General features: G+C 70.0%; 15 protein-coding genes and 1 pseudogene. 2 read left to right on the top strand and 14 right to left on the bottom strand.

Features of this window, described 5'->3' with window-relative positions:
* Positions 1–24: 24 nt before the first annotated feature.
* Both K4B79_RS42460 and K4B79_RS42455 read left to right on the top strand, forming a co-directional pair.
* Positions 25–1386, top strand: coding sequence for a sensor histidine kinase (locus tag K4B79_RS42460; protein ID WP_232032793.1), 1362 nt, complete (start codon positions 25–27; stop codon positions 1384–1386).
* Positions 1383–2051, top strand: a complete 669-nt coding sequence (locus tag K4B79_RS42455) for a response regulator (protein WP_232032792.1) — start codon at positions 1383–1385, stop codon at positions 2049–2051. The genes K4B79_RS42460 and K4B79_RS42455 overlap by 4 nt, the downstream gene beginning before the upstream one ends.
* A gap of 553 nt (positions 2052–2604) precedes the next feature.
* On the opposite strand, the gene K4B79_RS42450 is transcribed toward K4B79_RS42455, so the two are convergent.
* The 14 genes and pseudogenes from K4B79_RS42450 to K4B79_RS42385 form a co-directional block, all read right to left on the bottom strand.
* Positions 2605–4113, bottom strand: a complete 1509-nt coding sequence (locus tag K4B79_RS42450; RefSeq protein WP_232032791.1) for a glycoside hydrolase family 43 protein — start codon at positions 4111–4113, stop codon at positions 2605–2607.
* 559 nt (positions 4114–4672) lie between these two features.
* Positions 4673–6265, bottom strand: a complete 1593-nt coding sequence (locus tag K4B79_RS42445) for an FAD-dependent monooxygenase (protein ID WP_232032790.1) — start codon at positions 6263–6265, stop codon at positions 4673–4675.
* The gene (locus K4B79_RS42440) at positions 6262–7119 is read right to left on the bottom strand and encodes a fumarylacetoacetate hydrolase family protein (protein WP_232032789.1); all 858 of its coding nucleotides are present in this window, start codon (positions 7117–7119) and stop codon (positions 6262–6264) included. Before K4B79_RS42440 ends, K4B79_RS42445 begins: the two co-directional genes overlap by 4 nt.
* A complete protein-coding gene (locus K4B79_RS42435; RefSeq protein ID WP_232032788.1) occupies positions 7116–8009 on the bottom strand; it encodes a dioxygenase family protein in 894 nt (297 codons plus the stop codon). Before K4B79_RS42435 ends, K4B79_RS42440 begins: the two co-directional genes overlap by 4 nt.
* Positions 8006–8935 carry an alpha/beta hydrolase gene (locus K4B79_RS42430; protein ID WP_232032787.1) on the bottom strand — a complete coding sequence of 310 codons (930 nt, stop codon included), beginning with the start codon at positions 8933–8935 and terminating at the stop codon, positions 8006–8008. The genes K4B79_RS42435 and K4B79_RS42430 overlap by 4 nt, the downstream gene beginning before the upstream one ends.
* A 5-nt stretch (positions 8936–8940) precedes the next feature.
* Positions 8941–9864, bottom strand: a complete 924-nt coding sequence (locus K4B79_RS42425) for an alpha/beta hydrolase (protein ID WP_232032786.1) — start codon at positions 9862–9864, stop codon at positions 8941–8943.
* Positions 9861–12536 (bottom strand): family 78 glycoside hydrolase catalytic domain, encoded by a 2676-nt coding sequence (locus K4B79_RS42420; RefSeq protein ID WP_232032785.1) that lies wholly within the window; start codon positions 12534–12536, stop codon positions 9861–9863. The genes K4B79_RS42425 and K4B79_RS42420 overlap by 4 nt, the downstream gene beginning before the upstream one ends.
* Positions 12533–14962 (bottom strand): beta-glucosidase, encoded by a 2430-nt coding sequence (locus tag K4B79_RS42415; protein ID WP_232032784.1) that lies wholly within the window; start codon positions 14960–14962, stop codon positions 12533–12535. The genes K4B79_RS42420 and K4B79_RS42415 overlap by 4 nt, the downstream gene beginning before the upstream one ends.
* Before the next feature lie 50 nt (positions 14963–15012).
* A complete protein-coding gene (locus K4B79_RS42410; protein WP_232032783.1) occupies positions 15013–16011 on the bottom strand; it encodes an oligopeptide/dipeptide ABC transporter ATP-binding protein in 999 nt (332 codons plus the stop codon).
* Positions 16008–17975, bottom strand: a complete 1968-nt coding sequence (locus K4B79_RS42405; RefSeq protein WP_232032782.1) for a dipeptide/oligopeptide/nickel ABC transporter permease/ATP-binding protein — start codon at positions 17973–17975, stop codon at positions 16008–16010. The genes K4B79_RS42410 and K4B79_RS42405 overlap by 4 nt, the downstream gene beginning before the upstream one ends.
* A complete protein-coding gene (locus tag K4B79_RS42400) occupies positions 17972–18913 on the bottom strand; it encodes an ABC transporter permease (RefSeq protein ID WP_232032781.1) in 942 nt (313 codons plus the stop codon). Before K4B79_RS42400 ends, K4B79_RS42405 begins: the two co-directional genes overlap by 4 nt.
* Before the next feature lie 51 nt (positions 18914–18964).
* On the bottom strand, positions 18965–20488 hold the full coding sequence (locus K4B79_RS42395; protein ID WP_232032780.1) for an ABC transporter substrate-binding protein: 1524 nt from the start codon (positions 20486–20488) through the stop codon (positions 18965–18967).
* Between the two features lie 114 nt (positions 20489–20602).
* Positions 20603–21568: pseudogene (locus K4B79_RS42390) on the bottom strand (alpha/beta hydrolase fold domain-containing protein); the annotation flags it as partial.
* Positions 21552–22097 (bottom strand): quercetin 2,3-dioxygenase, encoded by a 546-nt coding sequence (locus K4B79_RS42385; RefSeq protein ID WP_232032779.1) that lies wholly within the window; start codon positions 22095–22097, stop codon positions 21552–21554. The pseudogene K4B79_RS42390 and the gene K4B79_RS42385, both read right to left, overlap by 17 nt.
* Positions 22098–22228 lie beyond the last annotated feature (131 nt).

The following is a 22228-nucleotide window of genomic DNA, read 5'->3' as shown; positions in this document are numbered from 1 at the left end:
CCGGCGACGGAGGCACTGGTGTCCATGAGTTCGCATCGTTCGGCAGCCGCCGGGGCCGGCACCCGGGGGACGGCAGCGGTCACGCCGTCCCTCGGGTTCGGTGCCGCCTGGGCGCATCCGCTGCTCGGCAGGCTGCTGCGCGACCAGGGTCGCCGACAGCGGCTGGACCGCCGGCATCCGTGGCTGCTCGACACCACAGTGGTGCTGGCCGTCGTCCTGTTCAGCCTGCCGGTCCTGCTCCGGGGCGACGGCAACGCCCCTTTCGGGGACACCACCACCCGTGACCAACTGACCTCCGGCGCCCTGTTCGGCTGCCACGCCGCTCTCATCGTTCCGCTGTGGTGGCGCCGCAAGGCCCCGGCGCTCACGTACTTCGTGATCGCGGCGGTCTCCCTCGCCCAATGGACGATGGGTCTCTGGCTGCCGACGAGCGCCAGCGCACTCATCGCTCTGTACACCCTGGCCCGGAACGGTTCGTTGCGGGCGCTGGGCTGGGCAGCCGCTCTGACCGTCGTCGAGGGGATCCTGGTTGTCTTCTTCCTGGCGTCGACCGAACATCCATTCGTCGGCAGCTTCTTCCTGCTGGCCACGGTCACGGCGGCCATCGCCGTCGGCCTGACACTCCGCATCCGACGGATGTACCTGGCTGCGCTGGAGGACCGCGCCCGACGGCTGGAGATCGAGCAGCACCAACGCATGCAACTCACCGCGGCCGCCGAACGCTCCCGAGTCGCCCGCGAGATGCACGACATCGTCGGCCACAACCTCTCCGTCATGGTCAGCCTCGCAGACGGCGCCGCGACCCTCGCCGCCAACCGGAACGAGCAGTCCACCGACGCCCTGCGCATCCTCGCCGACACCGGCCGCCAGGCCATGAGCGAACTGCGCCGGGTCCTGGGGGTCCTGCGTGAGGAACGGGACGGTGAAAGGACGCTCAGCCCTCAGCCCGGCATCCGGGATCTGGACCCCCTACTGGCACGGGTGCGCGCAGCAGGCCTGCGCGCGGCCTACCGGACGGTGGGCGATCTCGACTCGCTGGGCAGCGGCGTACAGCTCACCGTGTACCGCATCGTGCAGGAGTCGCTGACCAACACGCTCAGGCACGCGGGGACCGCCACGACCGCCGAGGTCGACATCACCGCAGAGGCGGGAGAGGTACGGATCCGAGTCGCCGACACCGGCAGACCCCCCGGGTCTCCCCCGCCACCGAAGCCGGCCGCACATGAACACGCACCCGGCCACGGCCTGGTCGGGATCCGCCAGCGAGCCGCCATGTACCGCGGCACGGTGATCATCGGACCGCGCGACACCGGCCACGGCTGGGTCGTTGACGTCGTACTTGAGGCGACGCCCGCGCCGGAAGCATCGGGAGAACTCCCGCGATGACCACCGTGCTGATCGCCGACGACCAGCCCCTGCAGCGCATGGGCGTGCGCATGCTCCTTGAGGGCACCCCGGGCCTGCACGTGGTCGGCGAGGCCGAGCACGGTGCGGAGGCCGTCCGCCTGGCCGCGGAGTTGCGCCCCGACGTCCTTCTCATGGACATCCGTATGCCCGGAACGGACGGCATCGAGGCCACTCGCCGCATCATCGCCACCGGCGGTCGCACCCGCGTCCTCATCGTCACCACCTTCGACCTCGACGAGTACGCCTACGAGGGCCTGCGGGCCGGCGCCAGCGGATTCCTGCTCAAAGACGCCCGCCCCGAGGAACTCGTCGCGGGTATCCGTGCGGTCGCGACGGGCGACGCCGTGGTGGCCCCCCGCCTGACCCGCCGTCTACTGGACGCTTACGCCCACCACGTCCTCGCCCCGGCCGAAGCCCCCACCGCCGAGGACCCCAGGTTGCAGACCCTCAGCGACCGCGAACGTGAGGTCTTCGTCGCCATCGGCCGGGGCTGGACGAACACCGAGATCGCCCAACGACTCGTCCTCACCGAGTCCACCGTGAAGAAGCACGTCGGCCGCGTCCTCACCAAGATCGGGGCCCGCGACCGCATCCAGGCCGTGATCGCGGCGTACGACATCGGGCTGGTCAGGGCCAAGCTATAGCTTGAGGAGGGCCACTTTCACGTGCAACACCCTGCCAGTCGATCAGCCGTCGGGCGCCTGCTCACAGCCGTTCCAGACACGTACGGCTTCTTCCTCAGCTCTCTGCCGACACTGACGGCGGCGCCCTGCAGAGCAGGGCTACCTGACCGGGTCGCGATAGCTGCCTGCCGCGACGTTGTTCGTGCCGTGCTCGGCCTGGCGTAACAAGTCGGCCAGCACGTCATCGCCCGCGCCAACCGGGCCTGGCGGCTGATCGCGTTGGGCACAACGTGGGCATCCGCGCGACCGTGGCCACCGGCGAGGGCAAGAGGTGGGCCCCTCGGTGGCCGGCATCCACCGAGCGCCCGCCGGGCACGCCCAAGCGTGAGGTGCATCCAAAAGCCGTGGAACAGGCCCACGCGGACTTCGCCGTTCTCCACGCTGGCCAGCCCCCTGAACCGTGTACCGCGACGGCATCCAGCACAGACCATGATTGTCCTCGTCGATATCCGCTGCAGGGCCGGAACACATCCGCGTGACCGGCTGACTAGCCGTGGGCACCGACCGGCTGGTGTCACGCCTCCGTCTCGTCCGTACCCTCGTAGCGGGTGCTGGACATGACGAGTTCGCCGCGCGCGCACCAGATCCCGTAGAGGCGCCCCGTGAAGCCCCCGGTAAGCTCTGTGGACAAGTAGCGGCCGTCGATGTCCCCCAGATTCAGGACCTCGGCGCCCTGCACAAGCGCCGCCACGACGCGGTCCGGGCCGCGCTCGGAGCTCAGAATCTCACCTCGGGCAGGCTCAGTTCGCAGCTCGAGTGTCACGTCCTGACCTGGGTAGACGGGGCACCGGCCGAGAACCGAACGGGCCGGACCGATCCGGACCACGGCCCGCACCTCGTCACCCTCGACCTCCAGATCGAAGTGGTGCCGCGCGTCGATGCGGATGCTGATGCCGCCGATGGTGCCCTGCGGAGCGGACACGACGGCGCGAAACCTGCTTAGCATGTGCTGCTGTCGACGGCCGATGAAGGCGACATCGTCCTGACGCGACTTCAAACCGTCCGCCAGCGCTCGCAGCAGCCACCCCTGACCGCTGCTCAGAACTTCCCCGGGAAAGCCGCCTGGGCGCACCCAAGTCGGCGGCAGCGCCGCAGTGTCGCCGGCGGAGATGTTCTCAACGACCACAACCGAAGGCGACTCTGCCGGTTCGATGGGGCCTGTGACATACGGCCACCCGGCGTCCCAGTCGATCTCGACGGCGAAGGTCTCCCGGCCCACGACGTGCCAGCTGGGAAAGGCACCCCGCGCGCGCACTCCGAGATGCACCATCGCCCAGGATCCGTCGGGGCGCTGCACGAGGTCGGCGTGGCCGGTGTTCTGCACGGCGGCCGAAGTGCCCCGGGCGGTGAGCACCGGGTTGTGCGGGCAGGGCTCGAACGGCCCCCAAGGGCCGGGGCCGCGAGCGATGGTGACCGCGTGTCCCTGTCCGGTGCCTCCCTCCGCGATCAGCAGGTACCAGTGCTCGCCGACGCGGTACAGGTGCGGTCCCTCGGGGAACTGGCCGCCGGTGCCCTGCCACAGTGCGCGCGGCTCGGTGAGCAGTTTCCCTGTCTCCGGGTCAAGCACAGCCTGCGTGATACGTCCGTACTGGGACCAGGTCAGGTAGCAGGTGCCGTCGTCGTCCCACGCAAGGTCCGGGTCAATGCCCGGAGCACCAGTGACGCGTACGGGATCGCTCCAGGAGCCTGCCGGATCGTCGGCGGTGACCAGAAGGTGACCGTCACCGTCAGAGAGGTTTGTGGTGATCATCCAGAACCGGCCGTCGTGGTGCCGCAGCGTGGGGGCGAAGATGCCACGCGATGCCTCGGCTCCGGACACCGCCAGCTGCGCGGGCCGGCTCAGCACGTTCCCCGCCTGGGTCCACGACCGCAAATCGGTTGAGGTGAAGATCGGGACGCCGGGAGCGTACTCGAACGACGACGTTGCGAGGTAGTAGATGTCGCCGACTCGGCAGACGCTCGGGTCGGGGTGAAAGCCGGGGATGACTGGACGCTGTGCGAGGTGCACATGGGTACCGACCATTGCTTCTCCTTGGTGTTGTTCGGGAAATCACCCATGGCTTCCGGCCGCCATGCACGCTCCTGGACCGACCACGCGCGGGCAGAGGCGCAGCCAGGAACGGCGGACCAGCCGACGCAGCCCACATCGACGCCTACAGCGGTGACGCCTGGCCGCCCGAGGTCTTGCACTCGTACGAGCGTGCCCTCTTGCTTGCTCGTGAGGAGGTCGCGCGCGGTCATCGCTCCAGGCGCTCCAATCCTGCTGTCGGTACTTGCTCCTGACCGACACAGGCACGGGACTCTCCCGCTGCGGAGACCCGGCGATGACGGCCGCCGTCTTCCCATCACCGACTTGGGCTTGGGCACGTCGGTCATCCGTAACCTCTGCCGGGTCACGCCGGTCTTCGACGCGACGGTCGTGTTCGCAGCGCGGTAGTCGGGCAGCCGGTGTTTCGACATCGCGCCCCGTTGCGGACTGGGCCCTGCGGAAGGCCGGCTGGGAGCCTTCTCCCGAGGTCGGCTGCGACGCCAGCCTCAGCTTGGCCTGCGGCATCATTTGCCGGCTGGCGGCTGAAGAACTTTCACTCTGTCAGGACGTCGACAAGTGCTCCACGTGCGGTGTCGATCAGTCGTCCGGCGTGCGCCGCAGTAGCGCCGCGCCAGGCGATGTGCTGGTCGGGCCGGATCAGGAGCAGTGGTGCGCCGTACCGGTCGGCCAGCTCGAGTGCCGAGAGGTCGACGGTGGTGAGCGGTACCCCCCGGGTACGGGCCGCCTGTTGCAGCGGGGCCGGATCGGTGGTCTCGGACAGGCGCAGCAGGGTGAAGCCCTCGCCGAGCAGGTCGTAGAGGGAGCGTCCGTCGGGGAGCCAGGTGTGGGGCAGGCGGGTGCCGGGGCGTGATGAGGGGTGGTAAGTGGTGAGCTGGTGGGCCGGTGTCGGTGAGCCGTCGTCGACGATGACGGGGGAATCGGCGTAGTGGTAACCGAGTACCAGGCCTTCGCTGTGGAATTCGCTGCGCTTGGCCTGAAGTGCGGTGGCCAACTGAGCGTCGTCGGCGTCTGTGAAGGACGGGGCGAGCAGCCGCTCCTGGGCCGCGCTGTCGGCGATGGTCTGCGCGGCGACCGGCCGACGCTCGGGTTCGTAACTCTGCAGGAGTCCCGGGCCGCCCCAGCCATGGATGACGGCGGCGAGTTTCCAGGCGATGTTCACGGCGTCGCCCACGCAGGTGTTGTAGCCGTGACCGCCCCATGGCGGGTTGAGATGGGCCGCGTCGCCGACAAGGAAGACCCGCCCATGCTGGTAACGGTCGACGAGCATCATCCGGGCGACCCAGCGGTCAGTGGCGACGACCTGTACATCCAGATCGTCAGCGGGGCCTCCGATGAGCGAACGCACCAGCGCCTCGGGGGCAGGTCCGGACGCCCGCGTGTCGGCGTGTTGGACGATCGCCCACCATTGGTCCGCCAGATCGAGTCGGCCCATCAGCCCGGAGGCCTCGGGGCTGACGATCCAGTACTGCACGGCCCGATCCAGAGTGATCCGCTGTGCCAGTCCGGGTGCGCGGAAGACGATGTTGAGGTTCGGGCGTTCACCGGACGTCCCGGTGTACGTGGCGCCGATCGCCGCACGGCTGATCCCGCCCGAGCCGTCGCACCCCAGCAGGTAGTCGGCTTCGACGATGCTGGACGATCCGTCACCCGAGGTAACGGTGGCGCGCACCCCGGCCGCGTCGTGATCGACGGAGGTGACGGTGTGACCGATGAGCACGTCCACTGCGGCGAGTTCGGAGACCGCCTTGCGCAACACTCGCTCGACGATCGGCTGGGGCACCTGCTGACCGGCTTCTGCCCAGTGTTCGCTGCGGCCCTCATGGAGCCCGAAGGCGTTGCGGAAGCGGGTGAGTTCGGTGCCGAGCAGGGAGGTGCAGAAGATGACGTCCTGGGACCATGCGACGGGCATCGGCGCTGCGGCACGCAGCCGTTCGGCCAGGCCCCACCGGCGCAGATGCTCCATGGTCCGGATGCTGGTCGTCTTGGCACGGGGCCTGCCGTCGTCGACGGTGAGGCGGGGTTCCACCAGGCAGGTGCGCACCCCGCGCCGGCCGAGTTCGATGGCGGCCGCGAGTCCGGCCGGCCCGCCACCCGCTATCAGCACCTGTGCTCTCGTGTCCGTCACGCGCTGGACCTCGCCGAGGCGTCGGTGATCGGGGTTCGCAGCAGGCCGAGCCGGTCGATCTCGACCTCGACGACGTCGCCAGGGGTCAGTAGACGCGGTGGCCTGCGGACGTAGCCGACTCCTTCCGGTGTGCCCGTGGCGATGATGTCGCCGGGATGGAGTGTCATGGTGCGGCTGATCCGGGAAAGCAGCTCCGGCACGGCGAAGATCATGTCGCGGGTGTTCCCGTCCTGCATGACCTCGCCGTTGACCCGGGTGACCAGACGCAGACCGTCGGTGAGACTGCCCGTCTCGTCGATCGTGACGATGGGGCCGAGCGGACCGCTGAGGTCGGCGTTCTTGCCGAGAGTCCACTGGGCGGTGAGCTTCTGCGCCGTACGGGCGGTGAGGTCGTTGAAGGCTGCGTACCCCAGCACTCCTGCCTCCGCTTCGCTCTCGTCCGCATCGCTGAGCCGGGCGCCGACGACGGCCGCGACTTCGCCCTCCCAGTCCAGCCCCGGTTCGTTGGCGGGTACCGGCACCGGACGTCCGCTCACCGAGAGCGAGGCCGTCCAACGTCCGAAGACGGTCGGATGCTCGGGCACCTGGAAGGCGCCCTCGGCAGCGTGCGCACGGTAGTTGAGCCCGATGCACAGGACCCGTGCCGACGGCGGTACCGGCGGCTCCGGCATCACGTCCGCGAGCCGGACGGAGCCACGACGGACCTTGCGCGCCCGCTCCAGCCATCGCGGCAGGTCCTCGTAGAAGTCGACGGCATCCACGAGGGGAGTCACCCGGTCGTCCACGACGACACCGACCATGACCTGCTGTCTGCCGCGCCGTGTCGACGGCGGACGCAATCCGATGAGCTTCACTGGACGGGTCCTTCCGCCGCGAGCCGGATATCGAACCGGGCCTGCAGGAACGCACCTTGGCCGCTCATGCCGAACCGGTGGGCCGTCTCCGGGTCGGTGCACGGTACGAAGGGCGCAACGAGGGCGTCCTTGACGGCGAAGGCCGCGTCGGAGCCGAGATAGGGGTCCGCGTCGACGAAGACGTGGGTGGTGAGCGGCCGGTGGCCGGGCGCCTCGACCCTGAGATGGACGTGGGCGGGGCGCATCGGGTGCCGGCCGAGGGCACGGAGCAGCTCGCCGACCGGGCCGTCGGTCGGGACCGGGTAGCTGCTGGGTCTGACCGTACGGAACCAGTAGGCGCCGTCAGGGCCGGTGGTGAGCAAGGCCCGCAGATTGCCGTCGGGTTGCTCGTCGTCCTGGCTGTCGTACAGGCCGGTGTCGTTGGCCTGCCAGATGTCCAGCACAGCGTCGGTGAGGGGCACTCCGTCGCAGTCGGTGACCCTGCCGTGCACGACCGCGGCCTCGCCGCGTTCCCGCTCAGGACCTTCCGCGATCCAGGCGCCCATGGGGCGCGGCGGTGCGGGTGAATGGAAGGGTCCCTCGACGGAGCTGGGTGTCATCGTGGGCGGCCCGGCATGGTTGACCTCGTCCACCGCGGAGGTGAGGCCCAGCATGTCGGAGAGCAGGATGAACTCGTTGCGGCGGTCGGTGCAGGCGGCTCCGGTGCGGACCAGGAAGTCCATGGCCCGCTGCCACTCGACTTCGGTGGGCCGGGCTTCCCGTACGAAGGCGTGCAGGTGAGTGACCAGGCCACCGGCCAGCTCGCGCAGCCGTGGGTCCTTGCCCTGGAGGGATCCGAGTACCTGGCCCAGCAGCTCGTCGAGCTGCCGGTCGGGGGAAGTGGTCGTCATCGGTTTTCCTCCCGTAGGTGCGTGCTGAGGAAGGCGACGGTCTGCTGGAGCAGCGTGGCGAGTTCCGGTGCCCCGAACAGTCCGTGGTCGGCGTCGTCGACGGGTACCAACTGGACTTCGGCACTGTGGGCCAGCAGGGACTTTTCCAGGAGAAGACTCTGCTCGAACGGCACCAGCCTGTCGGCTGTGCCGTGGATCAGCAGGAAGGGCGGCGCGGCGGCGGTGACATAGGTGACCGGGCTCGCCGGCATGGCCAGTTCCGGATCGGCGACTCCGCCGAGCAGTTGCTCGATCAAGTCCTGTGCCGTGTCCGCGGGCAGGGTGATGTCCGGGGGGAGCACAAACGTGGGCAGGGCGGCGAGATCGTAGATGCCGTACCAGCCGACGGCGGCCACGACCGTGCTGTCGGGCCCGGTGACACCGATGTTGCCCGCCAGTTCCACACGGTCTGCGGTGAGGGCGAGAAGCGCGGCGAGGTGCGCGCCGGCCGACTCTCCCCACACGGCTGTCCGGCTGCTGTCCAGGCCGAGTTGATCCGCGTGGCGGCGCAGGTAGCGCACTGCGGACTTGGTGTCGTGGAGCTGCGCGGGGAAGGTCGCCTCGCGAGAGAGCCGGTAGTCGATGGACGCGACAGCCAAATCGGCTGCCAGCAGCAGGTCGATCACGGCGGAGGTGTCGTGGGCGGGCAGCAGGTCGCCGCGGTCGCCGAGCGCCCAGGCACCACCGTGGACGAAGACGACAACCGGGTGAGGTCCCTCGCCCTCGGGCACCCACAGGTCGAGCTTGAGGGGGCGGTAGCCGGGCAGGGTGGCGTAACTGATCCCCGGATAGTGCCGCGAGCCGTCCGCGCGGCGGAGGGGTTCGGCCGGAGGCAGGAAGCGAGGTGGGGTCCACGCCTGTGGCTGGTCCTGGTGCTGTTCTGTCATCACGGTCACTCCTGCAGGTGCTTGGTCAGGAAGGCGACCGAGCGGGCGATCAGAGCGGGGATGTCGGTTGCGCCGACGAAGATGTGACCGGCGCCCTCGACCGTCACCAGTTCGGATTGCGCCCCCGCCGCGAGCAGCGCCGCGTGCAGAAGGCTGCTTTGTTCCAGTGGTACGGGAATGTCGTCGGTGCCGTGGATGAGCAGGAAGGGCGGTGCGTCGGCGCTCACGTGGGTGATGGGGCTCGCTGATCTGGCCCGCTCCGGGGTGGTGCCGCCCAGCAGTTGCTCGATCGGATCGGCTGTACCCGGCGGCAGGTCCGGGGGGACCTCCAGCTTGGGCATGGTGGCCAGGTCGCTGACTCCGTACCAGTCCACGACGGCCCGCACCGAGTCGAGAGGCTCGGCGACGACGGGGTCTCCCTCCTGTGCAGTGCGACCCGCGGTGAGGGCGAGAAGTGCCGCGAGGTGTCCACCGGCCGATTCGCCCCACACACCGAACCGCTCGGCGTCCAGACCGAGTTGAGCGGCGTGCCGGCGCAGATAGCGGACGGCGGACTTGGCATCCTGCAGTTGTGCAGGGAAGACGGCCTCGCCCGCGAGGCGGTAGTCGATCGAGGCGACCGCGATCCCGGCCTCCAGCAGCGCGTGGTAGACGGCGTCGGTCTCAAGGGTCGGTGGCAGATAGCGGCGATCACCGAACTGCCACGCTCCGCCGTGGATCCACACCACCACCGGATGCCTGCCCCCTCCCGCCGGTACCCACAGGTCCAACTGGAGGGGGCGGAAGCCGGGCGGGAGGGCATAGCTGATCCCGGAATAGTGCAGCGAGCCGTCCTCGCGCGCAACGGGGCCGGCAGGTGGCAGGAAGCCGGGTGGAGTCCACTCAGGAGGCTCGGAATCGGTTCGTTCCCGCTCGGTGCTGTGGGTCATCGGGAGGCTCCCGTCGTCGTCAAGGCGGCGGGCGCAGCACAATGGTAGGTATGCGTGCCCGGAATGGCGGTGCGCCGCGTGCCGTCAGGCAGGACGACCTCGGCGGTGGTGCCCGGTGGCACGGTGACGTCGAGCCGGAAACGGTCACCGTCGACTTCCCAGGCGGATTCAATCTGTCCGTACGGGCAGTGGTGTTCAGCTCGTGCCCAAGCAAGGCCGCCGCCCGGGCGCGGTGCCACGGTGAATCGCTGATAGCCCGGGAAGTCCGCGTCCGGCTCGATTCCGGCGGTGTAGCGATGCAGGAAGGAGACGACAGCGCCCTTGGAGTAGTGGTTGAGGGAGTCGCGTGGTGTGCCGTCGTCGGCCACACCCTCCCAGCTCTCCCAGATCGTGGTCGCGCCTCGGTCGATCATGTGCAGCCAGGACGGTGCGCTGTCCTGGAGCAGCAGCTCGTACGCCACGTCGAGGTGCCCGGTGTCGGCAAGCACAGGGAGCAGGTCCGGGGTCGCGAGGAAGCCGGTGCCCAGATGCGTGCCGGCGTCCCGTACGAGCTCGGCGAGCCGCTCCGCGGTCCGGGCTCGCAGTTCTTTCGGCACCAGGTCGAAGGCGAGGGCGCGCACGTGGTTGGCCTGGGTGTCGGGGCGCAGTGAGCCGTCGGGCGTGATGAACTCGGTTCGCCAGGCCTCGCGTATCCGCTCGCTCAACTCTTCGTAGGCCGCCGCCTCTTCGTCTCGGCCGATCACCCGGGCGATGCGCGCTGCCAGCCGGGTGGAGTGGGCGTAGTACGCGGTGGCGATGTCGGCCTTGTCGCGCTGCGCGTACTGGGGCAGGTCATCGCCGATATGCTCGCCGGGCACGAGCCATTCGCCCCAGTGGAACCCGGTGTCCCACAGATACCGCTCGTGCGGGGCGGGTTCGGCGGAGCGCAGGACCCGGTCCGGGTGGCGTGCTTCGCGTGCCACGCGTTCGGTCCGCCCGAGCCATGCGGTCATGGTCGGCCACAGCTCCTCCAGCACGGCCCGGTCTCCGTAGGCGCGGTACATCTGCCAGGGCACGATGATCGCGGCGTCGCCCCAGCCGGCCGAGCCGTTGAGGTGGGCCACGGGGCCGTTCGGGCCTTCGGTGCGGCAGGCGGGCGAGATGTTGGAGACCGTGCCGTCCGGCCACTGGTCGGCTGCGACGTCGCGCAGCCACTTGGCCGAGAACCCGGCGACGTCGTAGAGGAAGGCTGCGGTGGGGGCGAACACCTGCCAGTCCCCGGTCCAGCCGGCGCGTTCGCGGGTGGGGCAGTCCGTGGGGATGTCGCAGACGTTGCCGCGCATGCTCCACACGGCGGCTTCGTGCAGCCGGTTGATCCGCTCGTCTCCGCAGTCGAACCAGCCGGTGCGCCGCAGGTCGGTGTGGACCACTACGCCCCGCAGGTCGTCAGTGGTCAGCTCACCGGGGTGGCCTTCGATGCGGACATAGCGGAAGCCGTGTGTGGTGTGCCGGGGCTCGAAAGTCTCGCCCGGGCGGCCCGCCGAGACGACGTGGTCGACCTGGCCGGCCGGGAGGGGCTCGGGCAGGAAGGACAGGTCGACGCGGAGGTGGTCCGTCGTCACGTCACCGTCGTGGTCGAGTGATTCGCCGTGCGTGAGGGTGAGGCGGGTGTCTTTGGGGCCGAGGTCGCGCAGCCTTACCCAGCCGTTGATGTTCTGGCCGAGATCGAAGACCTGCCGGTCGGGACGCGGCCGGGTCACCGAGACGGGGGCGAGTTCCTCGACGCGTCGCACGGGCGGGGCCGGTGAGGTGACCAGTCCGGCGTAGCCGTGGTCGGCGACGTCGACCGGTCCCCACTCCTGGCCGTCGTACCCGGGTACGTCCCATCCCGTGCGTGTCCGGCGCAGGTCGCTGAACTGGCCGGTGATGAGGTCGGTTTCGACGATGTGCGCGGTGGCCGAGCGCCAGTGCTTCCCGGTGCACACGACGGTCGTGGTGCCGTCTTCATGTTCCAGATGCAGCTGCGCCAGGAATGACACCCGCTTCCCCCACTGGTCGTGGGCGCGGGTGATGCCGATCTGGCCGCGGAACCAGCCATCGGACAGGAGTGCCCCGAGGACGTTGTCGCCCTCCCGCACCAGTGCGGTGACGTCGTACGTCTGGACCTGAAGCCGTACGTCGTACTGCGTGAAGCCCGGCGTCAGTTCGGCGTCCCCGATCCTCTCGCCGTTGAGGAACGCCTCGTACAGCCCCTGCGCGGTGGCGTAGAGGCGGGCCCGGCGGACCGGGGACGTCGTCGAGAAGGGGGTACGCAACACATGGGCCGGGCGGTGTCCGGCGGGCGGCACCTCGGTCTCGACGGGCTCGATCCACAGGGCCTGCCAGTCGGAGGGGTCCAGCAGCCCGGTCTCGAACCAGGCCCACTCGGACCAGTCGCTCTCGCCGACGTCGGTCCAGACCTTGACCTGCCAGGTGATCCGTTCGCCGGAGCCAGGCGGAGGGCCGCCGTACGGCACATGGACACTGTCGGCCCCCTCGACGCGGCCGGAGTCCCAGCCCTCGCAGGTTCTGATCCGATGGGCCAGCTGCACGCGGGAGTCGGCCGGAAGCCGCCAGGAGAGCCGGGGCCGTCGCGTGCCGATGCCCAGGGCGTGTTCCAACTGTTCGGCACGCAGACAGGTGGGCGAGTTCATTCTGAGACCACCGTTTCGTCCGTGAGGATCGGCCGACCGGCTGATCGACTGGCGGAGAGAAGGAACGCGCCGCTCTCGGTCCGCCACTGACGACGGGTCACCGACCAGTGTTGGAGGGCTCGCGCGGCGATGCGTATGGGGACGTCCATGGCCTCGCCCGGGCCGGCCTCGGCGACGGCGAAGCCGGCCAGCCACAGTTCGGGGCGTTCGACGGCCGAGTCTGGCCGGGCGGCGTAGACCTGTACGACCTCCTTGCCGCGCCGCTCCCCGCTGTTGCGCAGGCGCACGGTGACGGTCAGGTCCTCGCCGGGGTGCACGTGGGCGGGTACGTCGAAGGCCTCGTAATCCCAGGTGGTGTAGCCCAGGCCGTGGCCGAACCAGTACGCGGGTTCGGTGCCCGCGCGCAGGTAGGCGCGGTGGCCGATGTGCAGGCCCTCGGTGTACTCCAGCACTCCGTCCCGGGGGGTGGTGTTCCACACCGGGACGTCCTCGTCGCGGGTCGGCCAGGTGGTGGGCAGGCGGCCGCCGGGCTCCGCGACGCCGAGCAGTACGTCCGCCAGCGCGTTGCCCAGTTCCATGCCTGGGAACCAGGCCAGCAGCACGGCGGCGACCTCATCCCGCCAGGGCATCTCCACGGGAGCACCGGAGTTGACCACGACGACGGTGCGCGGGTTGGCGGCAGCCACGGCGTGTACCAGGGCGTCCTGGTCACCGGGCAGCCGCAGGGTCGTACGGTCGAAGCCCTCGCTCTCGACGGCCTCGGTGGTGCCCACGACGACGACGGCGACGTCGGAGGCGGCGGCGAGTTCGACGGCGCGGGCGAGCTGCTGGTCGGCGGGCAACCTGGGTTCGCCGACCACCAGGCCGACCCAGAACAGCATGATGTCCTGGCCCCAGGTGAACCGCAGCCGCACGTCGACCTTCTGGCCTTCCCTCAGCCGCCGGGTGATGTACTCCTGCGGCGCGGCGCCGACCACCGAGCCGATGTCGAGTGGGTCGCGGACGATGTGTGTGTCGATGACCGTCTCACCGTCGAGGTCGAGGACGAACGCGCCGACGCCCCTGATGCCGAGCTGCCAGTCGCCGGTGGTGTCGGCGGTGAAGACGGTGCGCAGTTCGAACGAGACGCTGCCCTCCTCGACAGATTTCAGGTCGCGCACGAAGCACGTGCCCGCCGTCGGCTCCTCTTTGAGGCACGCTCCGGTCGCGTCGAGCCACCGGAGGGTGCCGGGTTGGGAGAGTTCTCCGGGGCGGGGGGTGCGCAGGTCGTCGCTGAGGGAAGCCCCCGGCGCGGTGACCAGTTCGACGCGGTCGCCAAGTGCCGAGCGCAGTCCTTCCAGCGGGCTGACGACATACGGCGGGAAGACGGTCGCGCTGCCCCCGCCCAGCGGCCGGGCGTCCAGCGCTCCGGGGCCCAGCAGGGCGACGCGGGACAGCCTGTCGGTCGCGAGAGGCAGCAGGTCCCCGTGATTGCGGACGAGCACCATGGCGGCGGTCGCGGCCTCACGCGCCAGTGCCCCGCCCTGCGCGACCGTGCCGGGACCGGGGCGTCCGGCGGCGGCGGGGTGTCCGTCGAGAGCGCCGACGCGGGCCGCCAGCCGTAGCAGCCTGCGCACCTTGTCGTCGATGGCGGCCTCTGGGACACGGCCCTCGCGTACCGCGGCGAGCAGCGGCTCGCCCCAGTGCTCCGACGGTCCCGGCATGGCCAGGTCGAGCGCGGCGGAGGCGGACTCCTCGGTGCCGTAGACGGCGCCCCAGTCGGAGACGACCAGACCGTCCCAGCCCCACTCGTCCTTCAGGACGTCACGCAGCAGTGGGCTCTCCGTCATGGGCGCGCCGTCGACGCCGTTGTAGGCGGCCATCACGGTCCAGGGGTCCGCCTCGGTGACGAGGTGGTCGAAGGGGGCGAGGTAGAGCTCGCGCAGGGTACGTTCGTCCACCCGGATGTCGACCGTGGTGCGGTCGGTCTCGGAGTCGTTGGCGACGAAGTGCTTCGGGCAGGCGCCGACCCCGTTGTCCTGGAGGCCGCGGACATATGCGGCCGCCATCCGGCCGGTCAGGAGCGGGTCCTCCGAGAAGCACTCGAAGTGCCGGCCGCCCAGCGGGGAACGGTGCAGGTTGACCGTGGGGCCGAGCGCCACGTCGACGTCCTTGCGTACCGCTTCCGCGGCGAGCAAGGCGCCCACCCGGTGGAGCAGTTCCTCGTCCCAGGTGGCGGCCAGCGCACTGGAGGAGGGCAGGTTGGCCGACCAGTCCCGCTCGTCCTCGACCGGGCCGCGGACGCCGACCGGCCCGTCGGAGACGCTGATCGGCCGCAGACCGATCTCCTCGCAGGCCTGAGTGGCCCAAGCGCCCGCGCCGGAGATCAGCCGGAGCTTGGTCTCCAGGTCGAGCTTGCGTACGAGATCGTCGAGTGTGGGGTCCATGGGAAGAGCTCCTGGGGTCGTGAGCGTGGGGCAGTCGTCGAGGAGGGAGGTCAGTCGGTGGCGTGATGGCAGGCGACATCGCTGTCACCGACCCTGCGCAGTGCGGGCCGCTCGGCGCGGCACACGTCGGTGGCGAGGGGACAACGCGACGCGAACGGGCAGCCGGCGGCGGAGGGAGTTCCGAGTCCGGCCGCTCCGATGCCCATCGCCTCACGCGCGGCGCGCCGGGCCGCCTGTTCGGCGGGGCGGGGCACCGGGGCGGCGGCGGTGAGGGCCCGTGTGTAGGGGTGGCGGGGTTGTTCGACCACGGCCGCCGCGGCACCGGTCTCCATCACCTGGCCGCGGTAAAGGACAACCACCCGCTGAGCGAGGAAACGGACCACCGCGAGGTCGTGGGCGACGAACAGGTACGACAGACCCCGCTCATCACGCAGGTCGGCGAGCAGGTTGAGCACCTGCGCCTGGGTTGACAGGTCCAGTGCGCTCACCGGCTCGTCGCACACCACGACCTTCGGGTCGCACACCAGGGCACGGGCCACCGCGATGCGCTGCCGTTGGCCGCCGGAGAACTGGCGGGGCCGACGCTCGGCGGCGGAAGCGGGCAGCCCCACGCGCTCCAGGGCGGTGCGCGCCCGCCGGGCCGCCTCCGCCTTGCCGACGCCCATCAGGCGCAGCGGTTCGGCGAGGGTCTCGCCGATGGTCATGGCGGGGTTGAGGGAGGAGTACGGGTCCTGGAACACCACCCGCAGCTGGGCCGCGAGGGCCCGCCGCCGGGCCGGGGCGGCATGGGTGATGTCGTCTCCGAAGAAGGAGATCGATCCACCGGTCGCGGACTGGAGGCCCAGGACCGCCTTGCCGATGGTCGACTTGCCCGAGCCCGACTCTCCGACCAGGCCGATGGTCTCGCCGGGGGCGATGGAGAACGACACGCCGTCGACGGCCGGAGGCACCGGCTTGCGCCGGGAGCGGCGGCCGTAGTGGACGGTCAGGTCCCGCACGTCCAGGGCGAGGGCCTGCTGGGTGTCGGCCGGGGCCGTGGTGGTGCTCATGCCGGGGTCCTCTCGTCCGGGTGGGCGGCGGCCACCGCGAGTTCGGTGGCCCTGACACAGCGCACGGTGCCGCCCCGGTCGGCCGCTTCCAGTGCCACGGGCTGCCCACAGGCGTCTGTCGCGTAGAGGCAGCGGTCACGGAAGCGGCATCCCTGCGGCCAGCTGCCGGGCGCCGGCACCTGGCCGGGGATGGCCGTCAGCCGGTGCGAGGGCGTCACGGTCTCACCCGCGTGCGGGTTCGCCCCGAGGAGCGCCTTGGTGTACGGATGACGGGGGGCGTCCAGTACCTCGGTCACCGTTCCGGATTCGACGATCTCGCCGGCGTACATCACCGCAACGTCGTCGCAGAGGTCGGCGACGACACCGAGGTCGTGGGTGACGATCACGACCGAGGTGCCTGACTGGCTGACGAGTGAGCGCAGCAGGCTGAGGATCTCCGCCTGCACGGTCACGTCGAGGGCCGTGGTCGGCTCGTCGGCCACCAGCAGTTTCGGGCCGCCGGTCAAGGCGAGGGCGATCGCCACTCGCTGGGCCATGCCGCCGGACAACTGGTGGGGGTAACTGCGCATGACGGCCTGGGGGTCGACGATTCCCACCCGTTTCAGCAGGCTCACCGCGCCGTCCCTCGCCTCCGCGCGGGACAGCCCGCGAAGTCGCCGCAGTGGTCCGGTGAGCTGGTAGGCGACGGAGAACATGGGGTCGAGGGCGACCATCGGCTCCTGCGAGACGTAGGCGATCTCGCGTCCGCGGACCGGGCGCAGGTGTCGCTCGTCGAGGTATGCCAGGTCGCGGCCCTGCCAGTGCAGCGCGCCGCCGGTGACCGCGACTCCGGCGGGCAGCAGTCCGAGTGCGGCCAGCGCGGTCATGGTCTTGCCACAGCCGGACTCGCCGACCAGGCCGAGCACCCGGCCGGGCTCGACCCGGAAGGAGACACCGCTGACCAGCACCGGTCCGTCGTCGACGGCCACCGTCAGGTCGCGTACGTCCAGTACTCCCGATCCATCGGGCTCGGCCGGCCCTGCGGCGGCCCCGCCGGCCCGCTTCCCGGCCCGCCGGGCGGTCCGGGGTGCTTCCTCCGGGTCGGTCAGGGCGTCGGCCACCAGGTTGGCGGCGATCACGGTCAGGGACAGCACCAGTCCGGAGGGCACCATCAGCCAGGGTGCGTCGTAGATGTGCTGTGAGGCCGTACCGATCATGGCGCCCCAGCTGGGCGCGGGCGGCTTCGGGCCGAAGCCCATGAAGGCGAGGCCGGACTGGATCAACAGGCCGATGCCGAACAGCAGGGCCGCCTGCACGGCCAGGACCGTCCGCATACCCGGCAGCACGTGGCGGAGGTTGACCCGCCAGGAGCCGAGGCCGTTGACCCGTGCCGCGTCCACGTACAACTGCTCCCGCAGGGAGCGCGCCACCCCCAGCAGCACCCGGTACATCCCGGAGGAGATCAACACGCCCAGCACGGTCATGATGAGCACGGTGTCCACACCGAACACCCCGATGAACGCGAGGATGATCACCGTGCCCGGCAGGGCCATCATGATCTCGGTGGTGCGGCTGATGACCGTCTCCGTGTGCCCGCCGCGCTCGGCGGCGACGAGCGCCAGGGGGACAGCGATGGCGTAGGCCACCGCCACGGTCAGCAGGGAGGCTCCCAACGTGCTCGCCCCGGCTGCGAAGATCCGGCTGAGCAGATCGCGCCCCAACTCATCGGTACCGAGCCAGTGTTGGGCACTGGGGCCCTGCAACGCGGCCGACAGTTGCTGGTCGTTGGTCCCGTACGGGATCCACCAGGACGCCGTGAGCGAGAGCACGACCAGCAGTGCCAGCCAGCCGAGTCCGAAGATGCCGCCCGGCCTGCGCAGCAGCCGGGGCAGCTGGTGCCGGGCGGGCTGCGACGCCTCGGTGGCGGTGTGCTCGGGTGGTTCGAGCAGTTGTTGTGCCGGCTTCGCCTGAAGGTATTCGCTCATGCCGCACGCAACTTCGGGTTCAGGGCGCTGATCAGCACATCGAGCGCGACGTTGGTGACCACGACGACGACCGTCGCGATGATCACGACTCCCTGCACGGACGGGAAGTCGTGGGAGGTGACTGCGGCCTGGGCGACCTGTCCCAGACCCGGCAGAGCGAAGATCTGCTCGACGATGACGGTGCTGCCGAACAGCCCGACGAACTGCATGCCCAGCCCCGCCACCACGGGCACACTCGCGTTGCGCAACGCGTGCACGTACAGCAGCCGCCAGGGCGGAATCCCCGTCGCGCGCAGGGTCCTGATGTGTTCCTGCCCCAGGGCCTCGACCATGGAGGCGCGTGCCTGCCGCGCCACGAGGGCAGCCCCGCCGATCGCCAGGCTGAGCACCGGAAGGGCCAGGCTCTTGGCCCAGTCGACGGGCGAGTCCGTGAAGGGGGTGTAGCCGGTCGCCGGGAGCCAGCCGAGCCGGATGGAGGCGATGTAGACCAACAGGATGCCCAGCCAGAAGGTCGGCAGGGACACCACGATCCCGGAGAAAGCGGTGATGAACCGATCAACGAGACCGCCGCGGACCGCCGCCACCACTCCCGAGACAATGCCGAGCACACCGCTCAGGGCAGTGGCGCCGAATGCGATGGCCGCGGTCACCGGGAGCCGGGACGCCAGGTCCGGGCCGACCTCGTTGCCGCCGGTGAGGGAGGTGCCGAGGTCTCCGCGGACCGCGTGGGTGATCCAGTCCCAGAACTGGACGGCCAGCGGCTGGTTCCAGCCGAGCAGTTCGTTCTGGGCGTGGATCTCCTGCGCGGAGGCTCCCGGGCCGAGCATCACCGCGCCCGGGCTGCCCGGAATGGAGTGAACGAGTGCGAAGGTCAGGACGATCACCGCCAGCAGCGTCAGGACCGCCATCGCGGCCCGCCGGGCGAGGAATCTGGTCACGGAGCCTCCTCCTTCCTCTTTTCTTCGAGTGGTCCCCGACCGGGCCGGTCGTCAGGAGGCCGGCTTGATCGAGGACAGCAGCGGGTAGGCGTCGTTGCCCGCGAAGGTGAGGGGCTTGACCTTCTTGGTGTTGTAACCGGCGTAGGAGTAGCTCTCGTACAGCGGGATCAGCCAGCCCGCTTCCACCAGACGGGTGTTGAGCTTGGTGAGAGCCTCTGTCCGCTTCGCGCCGGTGGCGCCCGCGGCGGCGTCCGTGTACTCCGTGAGCTGCTTGTCGGTCGCCTTCTGGGTGTTCAGGAACCCCCCGAGGACGACGGCCTGCATGGCTACCACCGGTTCCGGCCAGTTGAACGCGAGGTAGCCGAGCGGGGTGGTGTTCACGGCCGCGAAGGCCTCTTCGGTGGAGGCGGCGGCCTTGAGCTTCATGTCGATCCCGACTGCCTTGAGCTGCTTCTGGATCGCTTCCAGGTCGGTCTGATTGGCCTGGCTGGTGATCACCGTGAAGGAGAAGCCCTTGGCGTATCCGGCCTCGGCGAGGAGCTTCTTGGCCTTGTCCGGGTTGTAGCCCCAGGTGGTGTTGAGCGCGGCGTCGTAGCCGTCGAAGGAGGACGGGAAGGCGTTGGAGGTCGGCTTGTCGCCCTTGTGGAGACCGCTCACCAGGTCCTGGCGGTTGATCGCGACCTGGATGGCCTGGCGAACCCTCTCGTCGCCGAACGGCTTGGAGACCGTGCCCTTCTTGTCGAAGACCGGAAGGGTCACCACCGTGCCGCCCAGGGAGGACAGCCCCGTGCCGCGCGACTTGACGAACGAGGAGGTCGAGCCGGCGACCGCGGCGACGTCCACCTGACCGGACACCAGGGCGTTGGCTCTGGCCTGCGGGTCCGGCAGAGCACGGTAGACGACGGTGTCGTAGGCGAAGGCCGCGGAGTTCCAGTAACCCTTCCGGCGCACCATCGTGTACTTGCTGCCCTTGACCGATCCCGACTTGTCGAGGGTGTAGGGGCCCGAGCCGTAGGGTGCGGCGCCGAGGGCCTTGCTGTCGGCGAGTCCCTTGGCGCTGACGATCATTCCGGCGTCGGAGGCGAGCTGTTCCTGGAAGGTCGGCTGGGCCTTGGCGAAGGTGAGGACGACGGTCTGGTCGTCGGGTGCGGTGACCTGCTTGATCTCGGCCTGTCCGCCCTTGGCCATGTTCCCGTACGCGACCAGGGCGGCGTCATTGCGTCGGTCGAGGTTCTTCTTGACCACGGCGGCGGTGAGCGTGCTGCCGTCCGCGAACGTCACTCCCTTGCGCAGTGTGAGGGTCAGCTGCGTCTTGTCCTTGTTGTACGCGAACTTGGTGGCCAGGCTCGGCTTGACGCCGCCGTCGGCGGTCTTGACGAAGAGCGAGTCGTACACGCTCTCGAAGAACTGCCGCATCTCCGTGTACTTCGCGGGGTCGTAGCCATTCGCGGCCGAGTCGCCGTCCATGCCGACCGTGAGGGTGTCCGACGCGGACGCCGAGGACCCGCTCGCGGAGGACGAGCTGCAGGCCGTGACACCGGTGGAGGCGAGGGCGACGGCGGTTGCCAAGAGCACGCTGTTTCTTGCCGAGGAGAGTTTGAAACGATTCATTACCGAGGCTCCTTTGCCTACGACCTGGGCGGGTCGATGCCGGCGGGCGGGGACGGGGGGTGGGGACGGGGGGTGGAGTCAGAAGGCGCGCACGGCGGCGGGCCGGCGGGGGGTGCGTGCCGCGATCGGGGCGCAGACGCGCAGGGCGAAGTCCAGGGCCTCGTCGAAGACGGTCCGCGGATCGGGCAGACCGGCCCACAGGTGGTCCACGGAGTCGATGAGCCGCAAGGTCACCTCGCTGCCGCTGGCCCTCAGCGCCTGGGCGAGCTGTTCACTCTGGGCGCTCGGGACGAACCGGTCGGCCGTGCCGTGGGCGAGCAGGAACGGCGGAGCGGCGGAGCAGACGTAGGTGACCGGGCTCGCCTCCGCAGCAAGCCGGGGCGCCTCGGGTACGGGCGCCCCGATCAACTGGGCCTCCCGGGAATCCGCCGCGTCGGGCACGGTCACGGCGTCGGGGCGGGACTGGCTTTGCATGGTCCGCAGGTCGGCGGGCCCGTACCAGTCCACGACACCGACGACGCCGGCGTACGGACCAGCCACCACGTAGTCGGTTTCCGGCTCCGGTCGGCAGACCGTCAGTCCGAGCAGTGCGGCGAGATGGCCGCCGGCCGACTCGCCCCACAGCACGACCCGTTCGGCGTCGAGCCCCAGCTCCTCGGCGTGCTCGCGCACCCAGCGCAAGGCGGCTTTGCCGTCGTGCAGTTGAGCGGGGAAGACGGCCTCCGCGCTGAGCCGGTAGTCGATCGAGGCGACCGCGAAGCCGGCCGCCGCGAGCAGGTCGAACGGACTGACCTCCCACGCCTCGAAGGCCGACCCGAACCGAGCGCGACTCCCGGTCCGCCAGCCCCCACCGTGCAGGAAGACAACGACCGGCACGGGGCCCCCGGCAGGGTGCGCGGCGGGGAGGTGGAGATCGAGCAGGAGCGGGCGGAAACCGTCCGGTGTCGCGTACTCGACCCCTCGCAGCAGCCGGGTGCCCGCCGGTGTGACTTCCTCGGTGGGCACCGGTGTGGCGTGCCTGGCCATGTCAGCCGTCCAAGGGACGCAGGTCGAACCGGAAGTCGTTGCCGTACTCGCGCGCCGCGCGGCCGATCTGCTCCGGGGAGGGGACGTACGGCGGCTGCGGCAGTTCCAGGGAGTTCGTACGGGTGCCGGACGCGGCGAAGAAGCGCTCGAAACCGCCGCTGGACACGCCCATGATCCGGGTGTCGTCGGCCTCCACACGGAAGGTGTGCAGGCAGCCCGCCGGGACGTAGCCGAAGTCGCCGGTCCCCAGCAACTTCTCGTGTCGCTCACCTTGCGCGTCCTGGATCCACACGCGAGCCCGCCCGGAGAGTATGAAGAACGTCTCGTGGACATCGGCGTGCGCATGTGTGGGGATCGCGTCGCCCTTGGGAGCGGAGTAGGTGAACACTCCGAACTGTCCGTCGGTCTCATCTTTGCTGAGCAGCACGGTGATCAGTGAGTCGTACAGGTGCGCCCGCTCCCCCTCACCTGCCTCCAGGAAGAAGGGCACAGGCTTGCCCGGAAGGGAGAATTGCTCCACACCGCTCTGTGTGAACTCCGCAGTCATGGGTCTCCTCGGAATCGGCTCGGCTCGGAACCTGAGAGGCGGCTCGTCGACGTGTGGGGTAACAGTGGGAGATCGACCAGATCGGCACCAGCGGCAATTTCATTGAATGGCATGCGATCGAAACCTTGCCG

The organism is Streptomyces lincolnensis, from assembly GCF_021173675.1.
In the GTDB taxonomy this organism is placed as follows: domain Bacteria; phylum Actinomycetota; class Actinomycetes; order Streptomycetales; family Streptomycetaceae; genus Streptomyces; species Streptomyces lincolnensis_B.
Note: the sequence above shows the minus strand (reverse complement) of the source record. Positions and strands in the feature narration are given on the sequence as shown.

Excerpts from the sequence above, each read along its gene's own strand:
- K4B79_RS42415 (WP_232032784.1), bottom strand. The coding sequence starts at position 14,962 with ATGGACCCCACACTCGACGATCTCGTACGCAAGCTCGACCTGGAGACC.
- K4B79_RS42420 (WP_232032785.1), bottom strand. The coding sequence starts at position 12,536 with ATGAACTCGCCCACCTGTCTGCGTGCCGAACAGTTGGAACACGCCCTG.
- K4B79_RS42435 (WP_232032788.1), bottom strand. The coding sequence starts at position 8,009 with ATGACGACCACTTCCCCCGACCGGCAGCTCGACGAGCTGCTGGGCCAG.
- K4B79_RS42385 (WP_232032779.1), bottom strand. The coding sequence starts at position 22,097 with ATGACTGCGGAGTTCACACAGAGCGGTGTGGAGCAATTCTCCCTTCCG.
- K4B79_RS42430 (WP_232032787.1), bottom strand. The coding sequence starts at position 8,935 with ATGACAGAACAGCACCAGGACCAGCCACAGGCGTGGACCCCACCTCGC.
- K4B79_RS42410 (WP_232032783.1), bottom strand. The coding sequence starts at position 16,011 with ATGAGCACCACCACGGCCCCGGCCGACACCCAGCAGGCCCTCGCCCTG.
- K4B79_RS42405 (WP_232032782.1), bottom strand. The coding sequence starts at position 17,975 with ATGAGCGAATACCTTCAGGCGAAGCCGGCACAACAACTGCTCGAACCA.
- K4B79_RS42425 (WP_232032786.1), bottom strand. The coding sequence starts at position 9,864 with ATGACCCACAGCACCGAGCGGGAACGAACCGATTCCGAGCCTCCTGAG.
- K4B79_RS42460 (WP_232032793.1), top strand. The coding sequence starts at position 25 with ATGAGTTCGCATCGTTCGGCAGCCGCCGGGGCCGGCACCCGGGGGACG.
- K4B79_RS42455 (WP_232032792.1), top strand. The coding sequence starts at position 1,383 with ATGACCACCGTGCTGATCGCCGACGACCAGCCCCTGCAGCGCATGGGC.
- K4B79_RS42450 (WP_232032791.1), bottom strand. The coding sequence starts at position 4,113 with ATGGTCGGTACCCATGTGCACCTCGCACAGCGTCCAGTCATCCCCGGC.